General features: G+C 69.0%; 21 protein-coding genes and 1 pseudogene. 13 read left to right on the forward strand and 9 right to left on the reverse strand.

Annotated elements, in window-relative coordinates; genetic code table 11:
* Positions 1-11: 11 nt before the first annotated feature.
* On the reverse strand, positions 12-461 hold the full coding sequence (locus OG520_RS42745) for a hypothetical protein (protein ID WP_331748925.1): 450 nt from the start codon (positions 459-461) through the stop codon (positions 12-14).
* Between the two features lie 125 nt (positions 462-586).
* On the opposite strand from OG520_RS42745, the gene OG520_RS42750 reads away from it, so the two are divergent.
* The 8 genes from OG520_RS42750 to OG520_RS42785 all read left to right on the forward strand — a co-directional run bounded on the left by OG520_RS42750 (position 587) and on the right by OG520_RS42785 (position 6095).
* Positions 587-1069 (forward strand): MarR family transcriptional regulator, encoded by a 483-nt coding sequence (locus tag OG520_RS42750; RefSeq protein WP_331748927.1) that lies wholly within the window; start codon positions 587-589, stop codon positions 1067-1069.
* A gap of 127 nt (positions 1070-1196) precedes the next feature.
* Positions 1197-2435: a cytochrome P450 gene (locus tag OG520_RS42755; protein WP_331748930.1), complete on the forward strand. Its 1239-nt coding sequence runs from the start codon at positions 1197-1199 to the stop codon at positions 2433-2435.
* A gap of 35 nt (positions 2436-2470) precedes the next feature.
* Positions 2471-2680: a ferredoxin gene (locus OG520_RS42760; RefSeq protein ID WP_331748933.1), complete on the forward strand. Its 210-nt coding sequence runs from the start codon at positions 2471-2473 to the stop codon at positions 2678-2680.
* Positions 2677-4017, forward strand: a complete 1341-nt coding sequence (locus OG520_RS42765) for an FAD-dependent oxidoreductase (RefSeq protein WP_331748936.1) — start codon at positions 2677-2679, stop codon at positions 4015-4017. The genes OG520_RS42760 and OG520_RS42765 overlap by 4 nt, the downstream gene beginning before the upstream one ends.
* Positions 4011-4910, forward strand: coding sequence for a TIGR03619 family F420-dependent LLM class oxidoreductase (locus OG520_RS42770; protein ID WP_331748939.1), 900 nt, complete (start codon positions 4011-4013; stop codon positions 4908-4910). Before OG520_RS42765 ends, OG520_RS42770 begins: the two co-directional genes overlap by 7 nt.
* Positions 4911-5312: 402 nt before the next feature.
* Complete coding sequence (locus OG520_RS42775) at positions 5313-5453, forward strand: hypothetical protein (protein ID WP_331748946.1); 141 nt, start codon at positions 5313-5315, stop codon at positions 5451-5453.
* A complete protein-coding gene (locus OG520_RS42780; RefSeq protein ID WP_406016759.1) occupies positions 5443-5817 on the forward strand; it encodes a hypothetical protein in 375 nt (124 codons plus the stop codon). The genes OG520_RS42775 and OG520_RS42780 overlap by 11 nt, the downstream gene beginning before the upstream one ends.
* The gene (locus OG520_RS42785) at positions 5814-6095 is read left to right on the forward strand and encodes a hypothetical protein (protein WP_331748951.1); all 282 of its coding nucleotides are present in this window, start codon (positions 5814-5816) and stop codon (positions 6093-6095) included. Before OG520_RS42780 ends, OG520_RS42785 begins: the two co-directional genes overlap by 4 nt.
* Here the strand turns inward: OG520_RS42785 and OG520_RS42790 are convergent.
* Positions 6088-7044, reverse strand: a complete 957-nt coding sequence (locus OG520_RS42790) for an NAD(P)-dependent alcohol dehydrogenase (protein ID WP_331748954.1) — start codon at positions 7042-7044, stop codon at positions 6088-6090. The genes OG520_RS42785 and OG520_RS42790 overlap by 8 nt on opposite strands.
* Before the next feature lie 115 nt (positions 7045-7159).
* Between OG520_RS42790 and OG520_RS42795 the strand changes: the two genes are divergently transcribed.
* Complete coding sequence (locus tag OG520_RS42795) at positions 7160-7849, forward strand: TetR/AcrR family transcriptional regulator (RefSeq protein ID WP_406016760.1); 690 nt, start codon at positions 7160-7162, stop codon at positions 7847-7849.
* A 209-nt stretch (positions 7850-8058) separates the two neighbouring features.
* Here OG520_RS42795 and OG520_RS42800 read toward each other — a convergent pair whose 3' ends face one another.
* Together OG520_RS42800 and OG520_RS42805 are read right to left on the reverse strand one after the other, a co-directional pair.
* Complete coding sequence (locus tag OG520_RS42800) at positions 8059-8484, reverse strand: DUF4267 domain-containing protein (RefSeq protein ID WP_331748960.1); 426 nt, start codon at positions 8482-8484, stop codon at positions 8059-8061.
* Between the two features lie 325 nt (positions 8485-8809).
* On the reverse strand, positions 8810-9256 hold the full coding sequence (locus tag OG520_RS42805; protein WP_331748963.1) for a DUF1772 domain-containing protein: 447 nt from the start codon (positions 9254-9256) through the stop codon (positions 8810-8812).
* Between the two features lie 91 nt (positions 9257-9347).
* On the opposite strand from OG520_RS42805, the gene OG520_RS42810 reads away from it, so the two are divergent.
* Complete coding sequence (locus tag OG520_RS42810) at positions 9348-9926, forward strand: TetR/AcrR family transcriptional regulator (RefSeq protein WP_331748966.1); 579 nt, start codon at positions 9348-9350, stop codon at positions 9924-9926.
* 190 nt (positions 9927-10116) lie between these two features.
* On the opposite strand, the pseudogene OG520_RS42815 reads toward OG520_RS42810, so the two are convergent.
* Positions 10117-10509, reverse strand: a pseudogene (locus OG520_RS42815) (Tn3 family transposase); the annotation flags it as partial.
* A 789-nt stretch (positions 10510-11298) separates the two neighbouring features.
* Here OG520_RS42815 and OG520_RS42820 point away from each other — a divergent pair.
* The 3 genes from OG520_RS42820 (at position 11299) to OG520_RS42830 (ending at position 13581) form a co-directional block, all read left to right on the forward strand.
* A complete protein-coding gene (locus tag OG520_RS42820; RefSeq protein ID WP_406016761.1) occupies positions 11299-12534 on the forward strand; it encodes an MFS transporter in 1236 nt (411 codons plus the stop codon).
* Between the two features lie 186 nt (positions 12535-12720).
* Positions 12721-13092, forward strand: coding sequence for an AIR synthase related protein (locus tag OG520_RS42825; RefSeq protein ID WP_331748972.1), 372 nt, complete (start codon positions 12721-12723; stop codon positions 13090-13092).
* Positions 13093-13200: 108 nt separating this feature from the next.
* A complete protein-coding gene (locus tag OG520_RS42830) occupies positions 13201-13581 on the forward strand; it encodes an AIR synthase-related protein (RefSeq protein WP_331748975.1) in 381 nt (126 codons plus the stop codon).
* A gap of 695 nt (positions 13582-14276) precedes the next feature.
* Here OG520_RS42830 and OG520_RS42835 read toward each other — a convergent pair.
* The 4 genes from OG520_RS42835 to OG520_RS42850 form a co-directional block, all read right to left on the reverse strand.
* The gene (locus OG520_RS42835; protein ID WP_331748978.1) at positions 14277-15917 is read right to left on the reverse strand and encodes an APC family permease; all 1641 of its coding nucleotides are present in this window, start codon (positions 15915-15917) and stop codon (positions 14277-14279) included.
* Between the two features lie 194 nt (positions 15918-16111).
* Positions 16112-16810 (reverse strand): hypothetical protein, encoded by a 699-nt coding sequence (locus OG520_RS42840; protein WP_331748980.1) that lies wholly within the window; start codon positions 16808-16810, stop codon positions 16112-16114.
* A gap of 2 nt (positions 16811-16812) precedes the next feature.
* Positions 16813-18579 (reverse strand): phosphatidylglycerol lysyltransferase domain-containing protein, encoded by a 1767-nt coding sequence (locus OG520_RS42845; protein WP_331748983.1) that lies wholly within the window; start codon positions 18577-18579, stop codon positions 16813-16815.
* A gap of 478 nt (positions 18580-19057) precedes the next feature.
* Complete coding sequence (locus OG520_RS42850; RefSeq protein WP_331748986.1) at positions 19058-19675, reverse strand: hypothetical protein; 618 nt, start codon at positions 19673-19675, stop codon at positions 19058-19060.
* Between the last annotated feature and the right edge of the window lie 9 nt (positions 19676-19684).

Below are 19684 nucleotides of genomic sequence, written 5' to 3' on the forward strand. Positions count from 1 at the left end.
CCGGGAAGCGTCTACGGAGCGATCATTCGCAATTCCTGATCGACAGCAGAGTCGTGACTGCCATGCGCCGCTGTCGTAGGGCGGCCGGAAAGCGTCGTCTGGGAGGGGGTGCTGCCGTCTGGCCGGGGGAGACGCGCAGTATTCACGTCGGCCCAGTGGATGGCGTGTCCGGGCTCCTGGCGGTCGCCGTACGCGGCGGTGAGCTGATCGATGATCTCCAGCCCGCGGCCGTGCTCGTCGGGACTGCCGCTGGCTGCCCAGTCGCCGTCCGTGGCGGCAGGGCCTCCGTCAGCGACTTCGATGTGCACCCGCCGGGTGCCCGGGTCGCCCTCTTTGGTGATCTTGCGAGCCTCTCCGGCGGCCTCCGGGTGGTGCGACAGGGGCCAGGCGCTGCCTGATGCCCGCAGTGGCCGGGTGGCAGCCTGCGACGGGGAGTCGGCCGAGGTGGAGGCGTAGGTCACAGTGATCACCTTCTTCCGGCACCACGGTGGCTCTTTGACTCTGACCAGTACCCTAAATGGCCCTAAATCCATCCATAGCACGCTTTATATAGATTATCTATATAGATTGTGCTATGGATGGAGATATGGATGAGATGTCCGAAGAGGGCCCCAAGAGGGTGGCGGCGGCGCTGCACGAGCTGGTCACCGGGATGGTCAGGCTCCTCTTGTTGGACCGGCAGGGCATGAGCCTGACCACCACCGCGGTGCTGGACAGGCTGGAGCGGGAGGGTCCGATCCGGTTGACCGGGCTGGCTGTGGCGGAGGGTGTGACCCAGCCGTCGATGACCATGCTGGTGCAGCGGCTGGAAGCCCAGGGTCTGGCATCGCGAGTGGCCGATCCGGAAGACGGGCGGGTCCGCCTCGTCACTGTCACGGATGCTGGTCGCGAGCGGCTGGCCCAGCGCCGCCGGGCGGGGGATGCCCGGATGGCCGACCTGCTGGCCGCGTTGCCTGAGCAGGACGTGCGGGCGCTGGCGCAGGCCATGCACACGGTCATGCCCATCGTCCGGCGCATGCTCGGGACAGCTCCGCGGCTCGAGGCCAAGGGGGGCGGATCGGCTTCCTGACCTTCCGGGCCGCGCTCTTCGGCGCCTCCTCCTGCAGGCGGGACCTGCTCCGTCGCGCCCACGCGCGAGCCGGGCCCGGTCCTGGCGCCTGCCCGAATATCAGATTTCCGGAGAGAGGCGGAGAACCATGACCACCATCTCGGCACCCGGCACTGACGCGCCGTCGGCGGAGGTACCGGACTACCCCATGCCCCGGGCGGCCGACTGCCCGTTCGACCCGCCGCCGACCTTGCACACCCTGCAGGTCCAGGCTCCGATCAACCGGGTGCGGCTGTGGGACGGCAGTACCCCATGGCTGGTCACTCGCTATGACGACATGCGGGCGCTGCTGGCCGACCCGCGGATCAGCTCGGACAGCACCCACCCGCACTACCCCCATCAGTCCCCGGCCTCATTGGAGCGCCGGAGGCAGTCGCGGAGCTTCATCGTGATGGACGATCCGGAGCACGCCCGGCTGCGCCGGATGGTCACCGCGGCCTTTTCCATCAAGCACGTGGAGGCGCTGCGGCCGGCGGTCCAGAAGATCGTCGACGGCCTGATCGAAGCCATGCTCGCCGGACCGAAGCCGGTGGACCTGGTCCAGGCGTTCGCGTTGCCGGTGCCGTCATTGGTGATTTGCCGGCTGCTGGGCGTCCCGTATGCCGACCACGACTTCTTCCAGTCCAACAGCAAGATGCTGATCAAGCGCACCACCACGCCGGAGCAAGCGCGGGCGGCCACCCAGCGGCTGGTCGGCTACCTGGACCGGATGATCAGCGGCAAGCTCGCCCACCCGGCAGACGACCTGCTCTCCACGCTCGCGGCGCGGGTCAGGGCCGACGAACTCTCCCGGCGTGAAGCGGCCAACATGGGGATACTCCTGCTGATCGCCGGGCACGAGACGACGGCGAACATGATCGCTCTGGGCACGCTGACCCTGTTGCAGCACCCGGACCAGTTGGCTCAGGTGCGCGAGAGCGACGATCCGAAGGTGATCGCCTCGGCGGTCGAGGAACTCCTGCGCTACCTGAACATCGTGCACAGCGGACGGCGCCGGGTGGCCCTGGAGGACATCGAGATCAGCGGGGTGACCATCCGCGCCGGCGAAGGCGTCATCCTCGCCAACGACATCGGCAACCGCGATCCCGCCGCCTTCCCCGACCCCGACCGGCTGGACATCGGACGCGGCGCCCGCCACCACGTGGCCTTCGGCTTCGGCGTCCACCAGTGCCTGGGCCAGCCACTGGCCCGGGTCGAACTGCAGGTCGTCTACAGCACCCTGTACCGCCGCATCCCGACCCTGCAGTCGGCGGTAGATCTCGACGAGATCCCGTTCAAGCACGACGGACTCGTCTACGGCGTCTACGAACTGCCCGTCACCTGGTGAACGCGGCCAAGTGCCGTGCAGGAAAGGAGGATCCGATGAAGGTGATCGTCGACCAGAACAAGTGTGTCGCCTCCGGCCAGTGCGTGCTGACCACACCGGAGGTGTTCGACCAGCGCGAGGAGGACGGCATCGTCGTCCTGCTCACCGAGAACCCGCCCGAGCACCTGGCGGACGACGTCAGGCAGGCCGCCGCCCTCTGCCCGGCCCAGGCGATCTGGGTGGAAGAACAGGGGAAGAAGGAGTGAAGCGGATCGTCATCGTCGGAGCCTCGGCCGCGGGCCTGACCGCGGCCGAGACCCTCCGCCGCCGAGGCTGGGGCGGTCATCTCACCCTGATCGGCGAGGAGTCCCGTCCGCCGTACGACCGGCCGCCACTGTCCAAGCAGATCCTCACCGGCGCCTGGGAGCCCGAACGGGCCACCCTGCGCTCCCTGCAGGATCTTGCGCGGCTGGAGGCCGACCTGCGGTTCGGACAACGCGCCGCCGCCCTCGACGTCCCAGGCCGCCGGGTGCGCCTGGGCAACGGCGAGAGCATCGGCTTCGACGGTTTGATCACCGCTACCGGTGTGGCCCCACGGCGCCTGCCCGACAGCGATCTGGCCGGGGTCCACGTCCTGCGCACACTCGACGACGCCCGCGACCTACACGCTGCGCTGCTCACCGGGCCCCGAGTGGTCGTGGTCGGTGCCGGATTCCTCGGCACCGAAGTCGCCGCGGCAGCCCGGACCATGAACCTGAAGGTGACCCTCGTCGAGCCGGAACCCGTCCCGGTACGGCGCCCGTTCGGGGACCGCATCGGCACGCTCGTCGCCGAACTGCACCGCGATCACGGAACGAGCCTGCGCTGCGGCGTGCCGGTCACCCGGCTGCGCAGCGCAGGCGGCCGGGTGACCGGGGTGGAACTCGGCGACGGCACCACGCTGTCGGCCGACGTCGTCGTTCTGGCCCTCGGCTCCACTCCCTCGACCGGCTGGCTGGCAGGTTCGGGCCTGCGTCTGGGGGACGGGGTGCTGTGCGACGCGCTGTGCCAGGCCGCACCCGGCATCTACGCCGCCGGCGACGTCGCCTCCTGGCACAACCCGCACTTCGGCACCCGCATGCGACTGGAGCACCGGATGAACGCCACCGAACAGGCCATGGCCGCGGCCGGCAACCTGCTCGGCGACGCCATCCCGTTCGCTCCCGTGCCCTACTTCTGGACCGACCAGTACGACACCAGGATCCAGGCGTACGGCATTTTCCCACCTGCCGCGGACGTGCGGATCGTCCACGGCGACCCGGTCGACGGTTACTTCGCTGCCATCTACGGCCACCACGGGAGGGTAGTCGGCGTACTCGGCTGGAACACCCCCCGCCAGCTACGCACGCTGCGCCGCTTCGTCGTCGAACGAGCGTCGTGGACAGCCTTCACGGCCACACCCACGCCCCACCACGGGCGCCGGCAGCTTCCCCCGAACGGCCACGGCCTCAGTCGACCGCGGTCTGCGAAGGCTCGGTCAGGTCGACCGTCTCACATCGCCGATTGCGTTTCCGCGGCGGCGTGCACGTCTCCACGACGAAGTACTCAGGAGGGCCCATGTTGACAGGCGTCAGGTTCCCCTCACAGGAGATTGGTTCGGATCGCGCAGTAGTGCGCGATTGGGCCTTGCAAGCGGCCGATGCCGGCTTCTCCTACATCGTGGTGAACGACCACGTAGTGGGAGTGGACCCGGATTCGCGGCCCGACTACGGCGCCGGATTCCCGGACGGCGCACAACGGACGGCGGCGGCCTACTCGGTGAACACCGAGTTCCACGAGCCGCTGACGACCATCGCCCACCTCTCGGCCCTCTGCCCGGACCTCGGCTTTTCGACCGGCGTGCTGGTCTGTCCACAGCGGCAGACGGCGCTCGTCGCGAAGCAGGCCGCACAGGTCGACATCCTCACCGGTGGACGGTTGCGACTCGGGATCGGCGTGGGCTGGAACCCGGTCGAGTACGAAGCGATGGGGGCCGACTTCCGGACGCGCGGACGACGGATCGAGGAACAGGTGTCGATCCTCCGCGCCTTGTGGACACGCCAGGTCATCGATGTCGACGGTGAGTTCGACCGCGTGGTCGGCGTGGGCCTTGAGCCACGGCCGCCGCAGCAGCCGATCCCTGTGTGGATGGGCGGATGGAGCGACATCGTGTTGGACCGCATCGGCCGGATGGCCGACGGCTGGTACCACGGCCGCGAATGGGAACCGGACGTCCCCAAGAAGTTCGAGGCGATCGCCGCCGCCGCCGAGCGAGCCGGCCGCCTGGCCTCCGACATCGGCCTGGAGGGTGCAGTCGAGCTTCGGTACGGTCTGGACGGGATCGAGAACAGGGCACAAAGGTGGGCGGAGGCAAGCGCCACACATCTGGTCGTCGATCCCATGCACGCCGGGTGCCATGGCAGCGAGCACCTCGATCAACTTGCTCGCATCGCCGCGAGGCTGTCGCTACGAGGCTGAGCTCGCGGACGCGACGCCAGTCCTTCTCCGACTACGCGAAGTTGTGGCGGTGGAGCACCACCGAGGGGCCCGCCTTGTGGTCGGCGGTGTGGGAGTTCTACGGCCTCGACGCCGTCAGCAGCTACGACGAGGTGCTGGCCGGCGCGTAGATGCCCGGAGCCTCCTGGTTCGGTGAAGCGCGGGCCCTTGTACGAGGGTGGTTCGCCACGAACGATCCTGCGGGGGAGGGGCACATGAGCGACATCGTCCTACAGCAACCTGGTGGCGGGGTTCCGAAGGCGCTTCCGGAGGAGAACCGACGGTGGGCGAAGCGGCGAGCGCTCCTCGGCCGCGTGGCCAAGAAGGGCCGCCCGATCATGTCAGTCGCTCCCGCTCCCGCTCCGGCCGCGGCTCGGTGACGCCATGACCACGGCGAGCGAGCTCGACCCCACCGAAGTCGTGGACGCCGGGCTCGTCGGGGACGGCGAGCTGCTGCCGGCCGTCGCCGGCCCGCCCCGCCGCGAAGCCGCTGGTGGACCAGCACACCGTCCTGATGCCCGGTGAAACCCTCCCCACGGCCGCCGACCAACCGACGTACACCGAACGGGACCTGTACCTCTCGCCGGAGACCGCCGAGCGGCTCAAGGCGTACGCCGACGGGCACAACACCAACAAGAACTACCGGTCCCAGCGCGGCATCTTCGAGCGCTGGTGCGACGACATGGGCCGTGTCGCCCGCCCCTGCACCACCGCCACGTACATCGAGTACGTCGCCTCGGTGATCGCCCGGGAGGCCTCCCGGAACACGATCGCCGCGCAGATGTCCGCGATCCGCACCTGGATGCCCGACGACAAGAAGCCCGTACCACGGTCGCCCGCCGCCTGCTCAACGACTACCGCAAGGACTGGCGCAAGCGGAACCGGGTGAAGAAGGCGCCGCCCATCACGGCCGGGATGGGCCGGGCGATGGTCGACACCTGCGACCGGCGGCACCCCATCGGGCTGCGTGACCGGTTCGTTCTTCTCGTCGGCCGCAAGGCCCTCAACCGGCGCATCGAGCTCGCCGACCTCCTTCATGACGAGGACGCCATGGAGGGCTGTGCCGAAGTCAGGCCGTGCGGCTGCGGGGTGGGGCCCGTCGGCCGCGGCCCCGCCGCCGACGTGGAGAAGTTGGGGGGCCGCGGCGGTGTTCGCCCCCTCACGTGATCTGGATGATGTGCTTGCCGCGGACGCCACCGGCTTCCAGGGCCCGGTGGGCGTCGGCGATCCGGTCGAGAGGGTGGACGGTGTCCACGACGGGGACGATGTCGCCGTGCTCCGCGTAGCGGGTGATCTCGGTCAGCAGCTCGGTGTCGGGGTTGCCGCTGAAGACGCGTATGCGCCTGCTCCCGTGGACGGTCGAGGCGAGGATGGTGGCGAGGCTGGGGAGAAGCCTGTTGAAGTCGAGGGTGACGGCGACCATGCGCCCGCCGGGTGCCAGCAGGCGGCGGAAGCGGGACTGCTGCGTTCCGGCGGTGTCGACGATGACATCGAAACGGCCCAGCTCGGAGAGGCGAGTCGTACGGTAGTCGAGTGCTTCGTCGGTGCCCAGGCCGCGGACGAAGTCGAGGTTTTTCGCGCCCGCGAGAGCGACGACGTGGGCACCGAAGAGCTTGCCGATCTGCACCGCGACGCTGCCCACGCCTCCGTTGCCCCCGCGCACCAGGAGTCGCTCACCGGGTTTGATGACGGCTTTCTCACGCAGGGCGGTCACCGCCGTGGCCCCGCCGGCGAGCAGTGAGATGGCCTGTACCGGGGTGAGGTTCTCCGGAGCGGGGGCGATGTGGCGGGGGCGTACGGCGACGTACTCGGCCATGCTGCCCGTCTTGCGCCCCAGCAGCCCCCACACCCGGTCCCCTTCACGTACTCCGGTGACCGACGAACCGACTTCGGCGACCTCCCCGGCGAAGTCGATTCCGCTCGCCCTGGGGAAAGTGCGGCCGGTTACCAGGCGCATTTTCCCGGCTCGATCGAGCAGATCGCCACCGTTGACGCTGGCGACGTGCACCCGCACCAGCACCTCGTCGGGCGTGGGGGCCGGCGTCGGCCGCTTGCCCACGTAGAGAACCTCCGGGGGGCCGTATCGGTCGAAGAGGGCTGCGCGCATGTCGCTCATCATCTCGTCCTGTGTCGCGTTTCGGAGCTGCGGAAGCGCTGTGTGCGCCCGCTGGTACGCTCACGCTAGACCTGTAAGTGGACGACATCGTCCGTTTAGCTTGAAGTGAGAAACGTTGCCTGCTCAGCCATCTCACAAGCCGTCCGGGCACGTCGGCGATGTGCCCGGCGATGCAGACCCGGCGGACCTGCGCGCCGATGCCCGGCGCAACCGGGAACGCATCCTTGAAGCTGCGCGCGAGGTGTTCGCGGCCCAGGGCATTGACGCCCCTATAAGCGCCGTGGCCCGCCGCGCCGGCGTCGGCGTGGCCACCCTCTACCGCCGATTCCCCACCCGCACTGCGCTTGCCACTGCTGCCTTTACCGAGCAACTCGCCCTGTGTGCAGCAGCCTTCGACGAGGCCCTTACCGACCCTGATCCCGGGCGCGGCCTGTACGCACTTCTGGAGAAAGTGTGCACCACACAGGTGACCGACCGCGGCTTCGCCTCCGTATTCCTGGATCAGTTCCCCGATGCCCTTGATCACGATCACGAACGCGACTGCGCCGAAGAGGGTCTGGCGCGGCTGGTCCAGCGTGCCCGCGAGACCGGACAGCTGCGCGACGACTTCGACCCCGCCGATATCACCCTCCTGCTCCTTGCCAACAGTGGCCTCGCCGGACAACCGCGAGAAACCGCCCTCGCTGCCTCCCGGCGCCTGCTCGCCTATCTCTTCCAGGCTTTCCAGGCACAGCGCCCTGGCTCTCTCCCACCTCCCGCAGCGATGGAACTGCGCGAAATCCGCCAGCCACCGGGCCGCCTGTGAGCCCGATCATGCAACGTGCCGAAGGTGAGCATTCCTCACACTTGTACAGGCGCCTCTCGCAAATGAACCGTTTATGAGAATCAGGCAGGGGCCGCGCTGCGCCATCCCGGAGAAACGGGACCAGGCCGCCGCCCACTGGAAGAAGATCGTGCGCCTTGCCTTTCCCGGCGGGCACTGGCAGGCGAATACCGACACGCGCCAAGGTGGCGTCAGGCGGGCTGCGTGGCGGGCGTTGCCGGAGCGGCCGCGGCCTTGCGGGTCTCTCGCATTATCAGCAGGCCGTTGACCACCATCAGCGTCGCGGTCAGGCCGTGGACGCCGAGCGCGGCGGCCGCGGAGCCGTGGTGAGCGAGCACGGTGGTCATGTCGCCGTACGCGGCGAGGGCCTCCACCAGCAGCACCCAGCCCAGCGCCCGGCGGTGGCCCGTCACCAGCAGGATGCCCAGGACCAGGGCCAGGACGACGTCGCGGATTCCCTTGATGATCAGGAAGCCGCCGCCGTCGCCGGATGGCCAGCTCGGCAGGCCGAAGCTCGGCGCCGTCGTCTCCGGGCTCAGGATGAACTCCGTCCCGAACCAGAGGATGAAGAGGATGAAGGCGGCGGCCAGGACGGTGTTGATCTTCTTCAGCGACATTGTTCTTCTCCTTGCGAGTCTTCGTCGGCTTGGTGAGCTTCGTGGAGCTTGCTGAGTCGTGTGGGGCCTGATCAGGCCCCACGGACACGGCTGATCGAGGGGCGTAATTTGTCGGGATCGCAGTCGTGGGTTCTGAGCGGCAGCTGCATTCCCGGATGTCGGGATTTCGGCGGCCAGCTGCCGCCCGGGGAGTGGGGATTGTGCGCCACCGGCGCGGCGTCGGCCCGCGGGGCCGGTAGTCCGAAGCTCTGTCGGGCTCACCCCGACGGGGCGAAAGCAGTGGACATACAGGGTCGAACCAGCGCATGTCGGGGCGGCTTTGGTGTCAGGCGAGGGCGGCGACCAGCAGGGCGAAGGCGGCGATGAGGACGGCGACGCGGACGTAGTGGTAGCGGACCCAGCGGTTCAGCTGTTGCTTCCAGTCGGCGGGCCGGTTCTTGGCGGTCCATGTCTTGTTCCGGTTGTTGATCGGGACGAGCAGCAGGAGCGACATGATCACGCTGATGATCAGCAGCGCGCCGGCGGTGACGACGAGGCCCGCGCCGTCGTGGTGCCATCCAGCGACGGCCCAGATCGCGACGAGGACGAGCGATCCGATGTACCAGACCGGCATCACGGCGCCGAGCATCCGGCCCCCGTGGGCGTGGCCGAGTTGGCCACTGTCCTCCGGGAGCGCGTTGAGGATCGGGTTCATGACGAAGGCGACGGAGAACTCCACCCCCACCATCACGCCGACGGCCACGGTGGTGAACACCTCGAGTGCGTTGAGCATGACGACCCCTCTTGGTATCTAGTGCTGCTAGGTGATGAGGCAACGCTAGTACTGCTGCCGCTTGATTGTCTAGCGGTGCTAGGATCGAATCATGTCGGTACAGGAACGCAAGCAGCGCGAACGGGCGGAGCGCGAGCGCCTCATCGTGGCGACGGCCCGTGAACTCGCCGAGCAGCAGGGCTGGGACGCGGTCACCACCCGCCGGCTCGCCGAGCGCATCGAATACAGCCAGCCCGTCCTCTACAGCCACTTCCGCGGCAAGCGCGAGATCATCGGCGCCGTCGCCCTCCAGGGCGCCACAGAGATGGCCGCGGCGGTGCGGGCCGCGACCGCCGCCGCGGACGGCCCGCGCGAGCGGGTCGCCGCCCTCGCGCGCGCCTACCTCGACTTCGCCGCACGCAACCCGGCGGTCTACGACGCCATCTTCCAGCTCGACGGCGGTCTCGCGTACGCGCAGGAGGACACTCCGGAGCCTCTGCAGGACGCCTTCGCCGCCCTGCTGGAGAGCCTCGGCGAGGTCGCCGGGGACGGCGTCGACCTGGGGCTGTTCACCGAGACGTTCTGGGCCGCCCTGCACGGCCTGGCGACCCTGACCCGGGCCGGACGACTGCCGCCGGAGGACACCGAGCAGAGGGTGGAACTGCTGGTGGACCGGCTCTCCATGGTCTGACACACCATCCCGGCGGGCACGCAGCCGGGGCCCTCGGGCTCCGCCGCTGCCTGCCTGCGGCATCGCTTCGGGTCGCTCGCGCCCACACGGCACAGCCGCAGATCGCCGGCCCCGTACCCCCCAGACGGGCACCAGCCCCGGAAGCTGCGATGCTCATTGATCACGATCCGGTACGCGCCCTGACGCCGCGTCATTCGCCGGTGCCCTCATCGTCCTCGTCGAGGTGGACGATCGCCGGGTCACACAGTGGGCGCAGGCCCTCGCGTGGCCGACGGGCGGCGAAGCTGTAGCGGCCCAGGCAGTTGAGGTTGGCGTGCGTCAGCGGGGAGACCCGGGCCACGTCCTCGTCCAGGACGTCGTGCTCCCGCTCCTCGGGCGGCAGGGCCCGCAGGTGGTCGACGGCGGCGTCGAGGTAGCGGGTCCTCCACAGGACGGCGCCATTGAGGACCAGGCCGAGCGCGCCGAGCTGGTCCTCCTGCCCCGTCCGGTACGCCTGCATGATCTGTCCCCGCTTGCTGTGGCAGATGTCCCGAGCGAGCTTGTGCCGCGACTCCTGGACGGTCAACTGCCGGTTGCCACCGCGTCCTCGCATCCCGCTTCGCATCCGAGTTCGGTGGAACCCGGAACCAGCGTGCCTCCGGCGACCACACACGGTCATGAGCAGGGGGGTTTCCATGGTGAATTGGCGACAGTTGAATACGCGAGCCCACCAGTTCCGGGGCCGGAGTGGTTGAGGCACGGGAAGTGCCGCTGAAATTGATCTCGGTCGGCTGGCACACCGTCCGGTGGTGCTGCCGGGGTTTGGCGATACCTGCTGGCAGGCGCGGCTTCCTGTACGGGCGGGCGTGGACGCACGCCGAAGGCTGAGCGCCTGCAGGTGTCCTTCGGACGGAAGCTCTCGATACCGGCCACGACCGGGTCGGGGGCGGGGGTGATGTACTCGGCGACCGCCCGGCGGCACCAGGCCGTCACGCTGGGGTCGCGCTGCTTCTCGAGCCGTTCGAGCTGTTCGCCTGCGATCCGCTCGGCGTCGGCGGGCAGTAGGTGGCAGTCGGTGAGGTCGTCCAGAGCGTGCCGGATCGCGGTGCGCTGGGGACTCGCGGGCAGGGTAGGGGTGCCGCTGACGAGCAGCGAACCAGGTGACAGGTGACTCGCCGGTAGCTCTGTGAGCCGGGCTGTTGGCATGAACGAGCTTCGGCCCGTGCGCGCCGCGCGATGCTGTGCTCCGCCGCGTTGTCCTCAGCGAGACGCGATGGGAGGCGGGACTGTGAACCTTCGACCTGTCACACGTTTCCGCGCCATCAGGAGGACGAGCGCCGCCTGAGCGGAAACGACACTCCGTTTCCGAGGGTAGGTCCATATTTTGTCTCGCTTGGTCAATCCGACTGACAAGTCGGCATCCACACTTGATCGTTCATTCTGGAAACTGTTCTCCGCATCGGCCACCGTCAACTGCGCCGACGGAATCAGCAAGACTTCTCTGCCCTTGCTCGCTGCGTCGCTGACCGGCAATCCAGTACTCATCTCCGGCCTCACCGCGTTCGCGTTCCTGCCATGGCTGCTGTTCGGCCTGCCCGGCGGGGCGTTGGTGGACCGACTGGACCGCCGGCGAGCGATGTCGACCGCCACCATCATGCGTGCCGCCCTGCTCGGCGTGCTCGTCCTGCTCACCGTCGCCGGCGGCGGAAGCATCCCGCTGCTCTATGTCATCGCGTTCGCACTCGGCCTCTGCCAAGTGGTGTACGACTCGGCGGTGCGGGCCATCCTGCCCCAGTTCATCGACCGCCAAAACCTTGACAGAGCCAACAGTTGGCTGACCGTCGAGGAGACCGTCGGGAGCAGCTTCGTCGGCCCGCCGGTGGGTGCGGCGCTGTTCAGTGGGTCCCGTGTCGTGCCGTTCGTCGGCGGTGCGATCGGCTTCGCGCTCGCGGCGCTCCTCGTGCTCGCCGTCCCCGGTCGGTTCCGGGCTGAGCGCACCGCGCCCACGACCTTGCGCGCGGACATTCGTGAGGGGCTGAGCTGGCTGTGGCGGCACCCAGTGCTGCGGGAATTGACGATCTTCAGTGGGCTGCTCGCCGGGTTCATGGCCATGGCGACGTCGCTCATCGTGCTGTACGCCCTGAACACGCTGCACCTCAGCGCGTGGCTGTACGGCCTCCTGTTCATTCCCATGGGGATCGGCGGCATCGCCGGGTCCGCGGCGGTCGGGCCGCTGGTCTCCCGTCTCGGCCGGCCGCGGGCAATCACCGTCGCCGTGGCGATCGCTCCCGTGATGTGCGTCCTGCTCGGCACGGTGCCGAACCTCTGGGCGGTCGGCATGTCGTTCTTCGGCATCGCGGTCGGCATCACGATGTGGAACGTGCTGTCGATGTCGCTGCGGCAGGCGATGATTCCCCCCGAGCTGCTCGGCCGGGTGCTGGGCGCCCACCGGGTGGCGCTGTGGGGCGGCATCCCGCTGGGCGCCCTGATCGGTGGCACCGTGGCTGACCTGACCAGCGTGCCGACCGCGTTTCTCGTGTCCGGCCTCGCCCAGCTCGTTGTCGTGGTCATGATGTGCCGGTTGGTCAACCGGAGCCGACAGCTGATCGTGGACTCCTGCAAGTCCTGATCGGACACGCGCTGCCGGGTCGTCGGGTGCGTCCACCGACTTTCCGGCAGTCGGCCGGCCCCTGTCAGGACTTCGCCCGACTGCCCACAACCGCATGCCGGATGGGACGTTCGTCGGGACGAGCGGCGGTCTGTCCTGGCCATTGCCCGCACCGATGGACCTGGCTTGAGGGACGGGATGCCGAACGTGACCATCGTCGACCCGGAAATTGCCCTTGATCATGGCACCGGTGCGCGGTTGAGCCGGGAGCCGGTCGAGTTCAGCGCCGAGGTGCTCGGCGACGTGTACGTCGGTGAGATGGAGGGCAGCGCGATCGTGCGGCCGGCTGACGGGCCGCTGGCGGTCGCGACGGACTCGTTCGTCGTCGACCCGCCGTTCTTCGGCAGCGGAGACATCGACAAGGTGGCCGTCTGCGGCACCGCCAACGACCTGGCGGTGCTCGGCGCCGAGCCGCGGTACCCGACCCTTGGCGTCATCCTGGAGACCGTCTGCCGATCGCCAGGTACGCCACCGGCCTGCGGTCGGTCGGCGATGCCGCGCGGGAGACCGGCGTGGTGATCGTCGCTGGCGACACCAAGGTGGTGCGGGCCGGAGAAGCCGACCAGATCTACCTCAACACGACGGGCATCGGCGTGTTCCAGCGCCCGCCGCTGCGCATGGGCCCTTGTGGCGGCCGGCGACAGCCTCCTGCTCACCGGTCCCATCGGCCACCACACCGCGCATCTGCTGTCCGTGCGGGAAGGGCTCGGGTTCGAGCGGGATGAGCTGAGCGACTGCGCTCTGCTGAACGGGCTGATCGATGCCGTGCTGCGGTCGCCGTTCGGCCAGGCGGTGCACTCCATCCGTGACGTCACCAGGGGCGGGTTCACCGCGGTGCTGCACGAGTACGCACGGGCGACCGGGCTGACGCCGCACCCGAACGAGGAGGCGCTGCCGATCGAGCGCCCGGAGGAGCAGATCACGGACTTCATCAAGGCCGCGGCCCGCTGGTCGTGGTGCCGCCTCGGAGCCCGGGGCATCGCCGTTCCCCGCCGGTGCTGTGCCTGATCAGGATCGCATGCGCTATAGTTGATCTTGAAGGTTCGCCGCAACTCGCGGCGACTGACACTGCGTTGGTGGTCCAAGGAAAGACGCCCCGCTTCCCGCGGGGAAATGCAGGTGCAAGGCCTGCCCAGCGCTCACTCACGAAGCCCTTCCCTCCACCGGGGAAGGGCTTCGTCATGTTCCCCTGATACAACTTTCAGAGAGCGTCACCTGAGCCCTGCCGCCTACTTCGCCGCCGAAGCCGCCGCCCGCACCGAGCGAGACGAGCTCGTCCGCAAGGCCGGTGGCGCCGAGCAGGAGCAGCTCGGCAGGAGGGAATCGCCGCTCTGGGGCGATGAGGTTCCCAATTTCAGCTCCGTTCCAAAATCAGGGAGCTTCCCGCACTTGTTGACGGGCGCCCGATCATGCCAGGGCGGACTCCGCACGGTGGCCCTTCCGGCCACGTAGGGATGTACTTTCCGTGTCCGGGAACTGGCCACCGTGGTCGGAGACGCGACTGAGCCGCGGTTCGAAGCAGGCCCCGTGCCTTCGCGGCCACGTTTGAGCCATGGAGGCTGTGGAGCGTCGGTGTCGGTTCTGCTTCCGATGGAGGCAGGTGCTCTGCGGGGCGCAAGGCGAGGACGGGGGAATCGGAGTACATCTCGGTGACGACCGCGCCGACCTCACCAGACCGCCAACGGAGGTCAGTGCCCCGGTCGTCAGCGGCCGGGCAGTACGTCGATCGGGCCGATGTACGCCTGGGCCGCCTCGTCCGGGAGCCGGACGGCCTGCGCCCAGGAGTAGATCAGCAGGCTGAACGCGGCGATGATCGCCATGTCCCACCACAGGGGAATGACGCCGGTCGCACCGCAGGACACCTTCGACGCCGGTCCTCCGCTGCAGTAGCCGCCCTGCCAGGAGATCAGGCCCAGCCCCACCAGATACACCGGCAGCCACTGGGCGGACCGCCAGTCCAGGTGTGGGGCCCTCGGGTTCAGCCTGAGCAGTGCCGAGCCGCCCAGCAGCAGATATCCGAGGACGATCGCCAGGCCGAGTCGCCACAGGGTGTCCCAGCCGGCCCAGTAGATGATCAGGTTGGAGACGATGAAGGCGACGGGGGCCCAGAACAGACCGCCGGGCATACGGTACGGGCGGTGCCGGTCCGGGTCCTGCTTGCGCAGACACCCGAGGGCGAGCGGCGCGCCCGCGTACATCAGCACGCTCGCGGAGGTGACGAAACCGACCAGCTTCTGCCAGGTGGGGAAGGGCAGGAAGACGATGAGCCCGACGAGGAAGGCGAAGAGCAGACTGAACCAGGGAACCCCGCGCGCTGTCGTCCGTTCGAAGACCGCGGGCACATAGCCGTTGCGGGAGAGGCCGTACGACACCCGGGAAGCGGCGGTGGTGTAGATCAGGCCGGTGCCGGTCGGTGAGACGACCGCGTCGATGTAGATCAGCGCGGCGAGCCAGCCGAGCCCGGCGGACAGGGCGAGCCCGGCGAACGGCCCCGCCTTGTCGGCGAAGGTCAGATCGGCCCAGCCGTGGGCGAAGGCGCTCTGTGGCAGGGCCCCGATGAAGACCACCTGGAGCGCCGAGTAGACGAGCGCGCCGATGAGGATCGAGCCGATCACCGCCCGCGGGATGTCCCGTGCCGGGTTGCGGCTCTCCCCCGCCAACTGGTCCGCCTGTTCGAATCCGAGGAGCGCGAAGATGATTCCGCTGGTGCTGACGGCGGAGAGCACGCCCTCGACGCCGAACGGGGCGAAGCCCTGGTGGCCGAAATTGCTTCCGTGGAAGGTGGTCCCCGCCAGGGCGGCGATGGTGAGCAGGGGGATGGCGAGCTTCCACCATGTGGCCACGCTGTTGGTATGGGCGAGCCAGCGGATGCCGAAGAAGTTGACGAGGACGAAGAAGGCCATGAAGGCGACGGCCAGCCCGTATCCGGCGGCGGTCAGCTGGTTCTTCTCCGTCTGTACCCAGGTGGCGTGGACGCTGAGGTAGTTCAGCGACGCCATGACCTCGATCGGTGCCGTGGCGACGGCCTGGAGCCAGGAGAACCAGCCGAAGGAGGCCCCGGCGACGCTGCCGAAGGCGTAGTGCGGGAAGCGCGCGGTGCCACCCGAGACCGGGTACATGGCCCCCAGCTCCGCGTGGACGAACGCCAGAACGGTGATCGCGAGGGCTCCGATCCCCCAGGAGACGAGGGCGGCCGTCCCGGCCACCTGCGCCGCGAACAGCGCGCCGAACAGCCAGCCGGAGCCGATGATGGACCCCACGGAGGTCCAGATGAGTCCGATCAGGCCGATGTCTCGCCTCAGACCCGGTTTCCGGGACAGTTCAGGTGCGGCCGGCTTCGGCATCTGACAGGCAACCTCGCTCCGGTTTCGACGGGACGCGCAGCCGTTCCGGCGCGTCCGTCGGCATCCTCTCCCTATCCCGGTGCCAGCCCGGCCCGGCCACTCCGGCACGGCGAGAGTTGCTCCGAACGGAGGGGCCGGAAGGCAGAGAGCCACTGCGGCACGGCCGGGCCGCCGGCACCTGCGAACAGCGGGCTTCAGCCCCCGGCCGGCGGCACCGCGGGCCCGCCCGCACCACCGTCGCCGTCGGACGGTCGCCGGTGCCGCAGGGCCGCTGGTGCGCACAGCACCAGCGCGGCCCCGATCGCCACGAGATGCTCCGTGCCGGCCAGATTGGGCTTGACGATCACCTCGACGACCATCGCCACGACCACCAGCGCCACAGTCAACCACGCCCCCGTACACACACAGACGCAGACCGCGAGCCCCGTGACCGCCACCGACGGCCCGGTGTCGACGATCCGTGCGTCCGAGGCCGGCAGCCCGAGGAGGCCCTCGGGTCCGATGGCGATGCCGAACCGCGCGTAGAGCGTCCCGGCGAGGGTGCAGACATAGGCGATGACGAGGGTACGCGGCCGGCCCAGAGTGATCTCCGCAACGCCGAACACGACCAGCACCTGCGCCATCGCGCCCCAGACGGGCAGGCTGAGCGCGGGCACGAAGAGCGAGAGCGGGGTACGGAGGAGGGCGAGCCAGAGAGGGTCCTCGGCCCGGACGAAGCCGATGTCCTGGATCAGGCCGTATCCCCAGCTCTGGTCCTGGACGATCTGACAGAGCACGATGAGACAGACCGAGGCGAGCGTCAGCGGGATGGCCCGCCACCCACGGGTGGCCAGGGCCGTCCGCACGGTCACGTAGAGGGGTCCCCACTCGCGCCGGGCGAACGAGGCAGCCATGTTCAACGGCGCGTCTCCAGACGTCTGCGGTGCAGCCACTTCGGCAGTCCGGGCGCCTCCAGGAAGCCCTCGGCACGGGCACTGGCGAGAGCGATCCGCGGCAGATCGGTGCTCTGGGCGTACAGCAGGAAGCGGGGCTCCCAGATGGGCCGGTACTTGGCGTTGGCGCGGTAGAGCGACTCGATTTGCCACCAACGGGAGAAGAAGGTCAGCAGCGAGCGCCACAGCCGCAGCACCGGGCCCGCGCCGATCCGGGAGCCGCGTTCGAAGACCGCGCGGAACATCGCGAAGTTCAGCGAGACCTGGGTGATACCGAGGCCGCCTGCACGCTGGATCAGCTCCAGCACCATGAACTCGAACAGGCCGTTGTCCGAGTTCCGGTCACGTCGCATCAGGTCCAGGGAGAGCCCGTCGGCGCCCCAGGGGACAAAACTCAGCAGGGCACGCGGCCGCCCGGCCGTATCACGACAGACCAGCATGATGCAGCGACCATCCTGCGGATCGCCGAGACGGCCCAGCGCCATGGAGAATCCCCGCTCCGTCGCCCCGTCACGCCAGTCGTCGGCCCATTCGATCATCTCGGCCATCTCGTCCGCCGACATGTCCTCGTGACGGCTGACACGGACGGTGTACCCGGCGCGCTCGACACGGTGGTGTGCCTGGCGGACACTCCGTATGGCACGGCCTTCCGTAGTGAACTCGCCGACGTCGACAATCGCCTCGTCGCCCAGTTCCAGAGCGTTCAATCCGTGCCGGGTGTAAATGATGCCGCCCTCTTCGCTCGCCCCGATTACAGAGGGGGTCCAGCCGTGCTCACTGGCCTGGACCAGCCAGCGGTCGATCGCTCCCGGCCACTCCTCCGGGTCGCCGATCGGATCACCGGACGCGAGCGAGACCCCGCCGACCACTCGGTAGGCGACGGCCGACTTGCCCGACGGCGACCAGATGACGCTCTTGTCGCGGCGAAGGGCGAAGTAGCCGAGGGAGTCGCGGTCGCCGTACCGCTCCAGCAGTACGCGCATCTCTCGCTGGTCCTCGTCGGTCTGCGGGTCGACGGCGCGGCGGGATCTGAAGGCCGCGTACAGGACCAACAGGATCAGCGCCGTACTCATCAGGTTGATGAGCACATTGGCCCAGCCGGGGGTGGCGATTCCCTCGAAGCGGATGTCGTCGTAGGCGAGCGAGAACATGCGGAGCACACCGTAGTGCCAGCGCTCCAGGAAGTCGGAGCGCCCGGCGTCCGGGTTGGTGTTACTCACGGTGACCATCGTGGTGGCGAGCAACGACCCCACCACCAGCCCGGCCACGCCGACCACCGCCGCCAGTTTCGGGTTGGCGCGGTCGCCCTTCGCGTGGAACTCCCGCCGCCCGGCGAGCATGGCGGCGACGAAGAACGCGGTCAGCAGGACCGCGATCCAGTTCTGGACATGCTGCCGGTACACCGGCAACTCCAGGGCCAGGGCCGTCAGCACCAGCGTCAGCCCGGCCAGGGCGAGATTGAGGATCCAGGCGGCGCGCTTGCGCCGCCGCATGGTGATCGCCAGAAACACGGAGAGCACACCGGAGAAGAACCCGGCAGTCAGCAGGTAAGGCGTGAAGAACTCGTCGTCGTTGTGCCGCCGGATGTCGTTTCCGAAAGACACCCACACAGCGCCGAGGAAGTTGAGGAAGGCGACGGCCCGCAGATACCAGACCGCTGAGAGGTATCCGCGCCGTGACCACTCGCTGCGATCCGCGCCGGGCTGCGGACTCCGTCGGACGCGCCCCATGCGAGCGACCCTAGGGGCTGCGGGGCCCTCGGAGGCGCTCTGCGGAGTGCGGTGAACGGGTGAACTCGCCAAGGCGGGCCTGGACGCGTTCAACGCCGCGTGCCGGGCGGCCGAGGCGGCGGACGCCGTACACATCGGCGTCGAGCGCCGCGGACGGGGGTGGACGGCGACGCAACCGACGGCGCGACGGCCCCCCGATCCCTTACGGCGTATTGACGCCCGCAGCCTGCGAGGACCGGCGCACCCACTGCGCATGAGCATCCTCGAGATGCTCACTCTCGACGGTCCCGCCACTGCCACAGGATTGTCGTGCCTGGTCACGAACTACCTGAGCGAGAGCTGGGAGAGCGATCGGCAGCGTGCCGGCACCATCTCCGACTGGCGGAATCTGCGGCTGACGCCGACGCAGCTCAAAGCGATCAACGACGAACTGTCAGTACCAGAACCCGACGGCACCGGCTGTCCACAGGTCAACTCATTACCGTCCTCGGCCGGTCCGGCGTACCGATCCGCCGCTGCACAGCAACTGGAGTGGGGCAGCTGCTGTTCGGTGCGCGCTGGCAGCCGGAGGAGCGGCCCGGCGAGCCTCGGCCCCGTACCGCGATCCTCGCCGATGGTCGCCGTGGCCCCGGCCATCATGGCTCTCGGAGACGGGCTCGACCACGGGCAGCAGAAGTTCGGGGTTGCCGACCGCCCACGGATCGGCGGCGTGGTCGGGAAGGTCGTGGCCCGGAATGGAGAGCGCCAGGAAGTCTTCGGCGAGACGGTCGGGGGAGAGGGACTCCAGGACTGTGCCGGAGGCGCCGGATGGGTAGCAGTACGCGTGGTCGGTGAGCAGGCGGTCCGTATCGGGGCCGAGTCCGGCCGTCTTGAGCGCCCCTTTCGCCTCCCGGCAGGCGAGCGGTCCGGTGAGCGCCGCGACGAAGGCGGCGCGGGAGATCTCCACCCTGGTGCTACCGAGTGCCCCGGTCTCGTGCAGGGTGTACCAGTGACGGCGTTCCCGGTCCAGCAGACAGGCGGTCAGGCCGGTCATGTCCGGCGTCGTGGCCGTGGTGGCGGCATGGGCGCGGCGGTCCACGGCCGTCAGTGCGGCCATGTGGACCGC

This window comes from Streptomyces sp. NBC_00984, from assembly GCF_045162475.1.
GTDB lineage: Bacteria > Actinomycetota > Actinomycetes > Streptomycetales > Streptomycetaceae > Streptomyces.

What these genes read in the sequence shown, in the direction of transcription:
- OG520_RS42810 (WP_331748966.1), top strand. Translation starts at nt 9,348, where the DNA reads ATGTCGGTACAGGAACGCAAGCAGCGCGAACGGGCGGAGCGCGAGCGC.
- OG520_RS42750 (WP_331748927.1), top strand. Translation starts at nt 587, where the DNA reads ATGGATGAGATGTCCGAAGAGGGCCCCAAGAGGGTGGCGGCGGCGCTG.
- OG520_RS42845 (WP_331748983.1), bottom strand. Translation starts at nt 18,579, where the DNA reads ATGGGGCGCGTCCGACGGAGTCCGCAGCCCGGCGCGGATCGCAGCGAG.
- OG520_RS42760 (WP_331748933.1), top strand. Translation starts at nt 2,471, where the DNA reads ATGAAGGTGATCGTCGACCAGAACAAGTGTGTCGCCTCCGGCCAGTGC.
- OG520_RS42775 (WP_331748946.1), top strand. Translation starts at nt 5,313, where the DNA reads ATGACCACGGCGAGCGAGCTCGACCCCACCGAAGTCGTGGACGCCGGG.
- OG520_RS42800 (WP_331748960.1), bottom strand. Translation starts at nt 8,484, where the DNA reads ATGTCGCTGAAGAAGATCAACACCGTCCTGGCCGCCGCCTTCATCCTC.
- OG520_RS42850 (WP_331748986.1), bottom strand. Translation starts at nt 19,675, where the DNA reads ATGGCCGCACTGACGGCCGTGGACCGCCGCGCCCATGCCGCCACCACG.
- OG520_RS42755 (WP_331748930.1), top strand. Translation starts at nt 1,197, where the DNA reads ATGACCACCATCTCGGCACCCGGCACTGACGCGCCGTCGGCGGAGGTA.
- OG520_RS42840 (WP_331748980.1), bottom strand. Translation starts at nt 16,810, where the DNA reads ATGGCTGCCTCGTTCGCCCGGCGCGAGTGGGGACCCCTCTACGTGACC.
- OG520_RS42805 (WP_331748963.1), bottom strand. Translation starts at nt 9,256, where the DNA reads ATGCTCAACGCACTCGAGGTGTTCACCACCGTGGCCGTCGGCGTGATG.
- OG520_RS42835 (WP_331748978.1), bottom strand. Translation starts at nt 15,917, where the DNA reads ATGCCGAAGCCGGCCGCACCTGAACTGTCCCGGAAACCGGGTCTGAGG.
- OG520_RS42780 (WP_406016759.1), top strand. Translation starts at nt 5,443, where the DNA reads ATGCCCGGTGAAACCCTCCCCACGGCCGCCGACCAACCGACGTACACC.
- OG520_RS42790 (WP_331748954.1), bottom strand. Translation starts at nt 7,044, where the DNA reads ATGAGCGACATGCGCGCAGCCCTCTTCGACCGATACGGCCCCCCGGAG.
- OG520_RS42770 (WP_331748939.1), top strand. Translation starts at nt 4,011, where the DNA reads ATGTTGACAGGCGTCAGGTTCCCCTCACAGGAGATTGGTTCGGATCGC.